The sequence below is a fragment of the Sulfurirhabdus autotrophica genome (assembly GCF_004346685.1).
In the GTDB taxonomy this organism is placed as follows: domain Bacteria; phylum Pseudomonadota; class Gammaproteobacteria; order Burkholderiales; family SMCO01; genus Sulfurirhabdus; species Sulfurirhabdus autotrophica.
In genome coordinates, this window is sequence record NZ_SMCO01000049.1 from 1 (window position 1) to 2,130 (window position 2,130).

Below are 2,130 nucleotides of genomic sequence, written 5' to 3' on the forward strand. Positions count from 1 at the left end.
CACTTCATAATAGAAGATCTTGCGGCTGGGCTGGTGTTCGATCTGGGCGATCGGGGTATCATCCCGCCACACATAGGTGCGGATCGGGGTGCCGGTGCCGCTGGTTTCGGCAATCAGGTGACCTTGCAGGTCATAATGGTAGACGGTGGTCTGTGCCCCTTGGGGCGCATTGGCAGTGGTCACCTTGCGGGTGCGCTGGCCCTGGGCGTTGTAGTAGTAGCTGGCCAGCAAGCTGCCTTTGCTGCTAGTAGTCAGTTGTCCGGCCTGGTTGTAAGTGTAGGTACGGCCGGTGCCGTCAGCGGTAATGTGACCGGCAGGGTCAAGGGTCACGGTTGCACCGAGCCGGGTGGCCATACGGTTGGCCGTGGGGCTGTAGGTGTAGCTGCCACTGCCATCACTCAGGCGGTTGCCATCGGCATCATATTTAAAGGTTTGAGTCTTGGCTGGACCTGACTCTGTATCCAGACGATTCAAGGCATCATAGGTGTAGGTGGTAGTACCCCGTGAGGTACTGCGCTGGGTGATGTTGCCGTTGTTGTCCAGTTGCAGGCTGGCAGTTTCAGCCTGGGCGCCAGGATGGCCGAGTAACAGCAGGCCTGCCAGCAGAGGCGTGGTGAGGAGCCGGGTGAGCGATAGCATGTGAGGGTCCCTTTGGCTTGGCTTATTGCGGAGTGACTTTGGCAGTCACCCCGGTCATCAGGGTGCCGTTGATGTCGTAGGCTTTGACACTGGATGGGTCCAAAGTAAGGTTGGTAATACCACCTGCGACATAGAACTTGAATTGTACTAAGCCCTTATTACTCAAGGTTTGTGTAAGGGTACTACCCTTGGAAGGAGTTAACATCACTTTCAAAGTAGCACCATCGTCCGACCACACTGTGCTTTTCAGATAGGCGACCGGGTCAATGACGCATGCCACTCCCACACTTGGCGTATGAGTGAACTGCAATTGGATAGAATGTGGAATAAGATCGTTACCGCTGGCGTCTTGGCCACTAAAAGTGACAACATAGCGGTTAGCAGTTTCCATGGACTTGAGTGCAGCTGGGTAGGTGTTTAAGAAATCAAATGCACCCTGCCCACCTGTACCTGGGGTATATATGTTAAATAAATTGGATTGCGCGATTCCAGGCAAAACCGTCACATTAACCGGGTAAATTGTGTTGCCTGCGTTGTCTGTAATATTTACCTTCGCAGCCCCTGTCGGTATAGTGGCAGGCAAGTCAAGTAAAATAGTAGTTTGCCACCACTCTCTGTCATCCGTTGTCACAATATTATTGATATTTCTGCCAATACTAAAATCTCCATTACCTAGATCCTGCTTGGTACGGAAACCGACCATCAGTTTGGAAGAAGGGTCCGGATAAAGATTGACTATTGCTTTTACCTGAACATTAGTAAAAGCTGGCCCTGATGCGGGCGTGATGGTTACATTCAAATTTTGACTCTTGAGATTTAGCCAACCGACTGGCAGCGCTATAGTTTCTCCCGCCCGCGCTGCCGTGGTAAAAGATTGCGTCCCCGCACACCCACCTATTAGTCCCATCAGTGGCAATAACAGCAGCAGTAAAGTTGTCCGTGCGTTCATGTGTTCTCTCCCGTTATATTTGTGCTTGTACGTGCTTTGCTTGCTTAGCGTATTGGTGCGGTCTGTCAGAAGCTTTCCAGCCCCAATGCCTTTCTTCTGATGCGCGACACATCCGCTGCATCGATGATGCCGTCCGGAGCCGCATTAGGCGCTACATCCCCATGCATGAGCTGGTCGGCTGTCGGCTGTAGCAGGCCCAGTGCCATACGCTCAGCCAGAGCAACGTCAGCCACATTGACGATACCGTCTCCATTGAGGTCACCATCTACCCGGTTGACACTGAAGACCGCCGGGTGGCCGCTGAGGTCATAGCTGGCACTTTGCTTGACGCCGTTGCCCAGGGTCTGGGCAGTGACCTGCCCGGCACCATCGTAGACGATGTTTTTGGCGAGGGTCGTGGTGACCGTACCGTTTTTGCTGGTGACGCTGTCAATATGGCCGGCAGGGTTGCGGCCCAGGGTGAGGACTTCGCCGGTAGGCGGGGTTATGCTCGCCAGACGGTTGGCACCATCGTAGCTGTACTGAGTAACATAGCTGATGCC

Annotated in this window: 4 protein-coding genes; 2 read left to right on the forward strand and 2 right to left on the reverse strand. The window is 53.7% G+C overall.

Going from position 1 to position 2,130, the window contains the following annotated elements; all coding sequences use genetic code 11:
* Nucleotides 1–453: hypothetical protein (locus tag EDC63_RS18650; RefSeq protein ID WP_223272304.1), on the forward strand; the 453-nt coding region annotated here is incomplete at its 5' end.
* Between the two features lie 208 nt (nucleotides 454–661).
* Here the strand turns inward: EDC63_RS18650 and EDC63_RS18390 are convergent.
* Together EDC63_RS18390 and EDC63_RS18950 are read right to left on the reverse strand one after the other, a co-directional pair.
* Nucleotides 662–1,588 (reverse strand): hypothetical protein, encoded by a 927-nt coding sequence (locus EDC63_RS18390; RefSeq protein ID WP_124946290.1) that lies wholly within the window; start codon nucleotides 1,586–1,588, stop codon nucleotides 662–664.
* Between the two features lie 65 nt (nucleotides 1,589–1,653).
* The gene (locus tag EDC63_RS18950) at nucleotides 1,654–1,821 is read right to left on the reverse strand and encodes a hypothetical protein (protein WP_223272305.1); all 168 of its coding nucleotides are present in this window, start codon (nucleotides 1,819–1,821) and stop codon (nucleotides 1,654–1,656) included.
* 60 nt (nucleotides 1,822–1,881) lie between these two features.
* On the opposite strand from EDC63_RS18950, the gene EDC63_RS19165 reads away from it, so the two are divergent.
* Nucleotides 1,882–2,130, forward strand: a 249-nt coding sequence (locus EDC63_RS19165; RefSeq protein ID WP_262982421.1) for a hypothetical protein, incomplete at its 3' end; no start/stop codon positions are given.

Coding starts and splice junctions, on each gene's coding strand:
- EDC63_RS18390 (WP_124946290.1), bottom strand. CDS start 1,588: ATGAACGCACGGACAACTTTACTGCTGCTGTTATTGCCACTGATGGGA.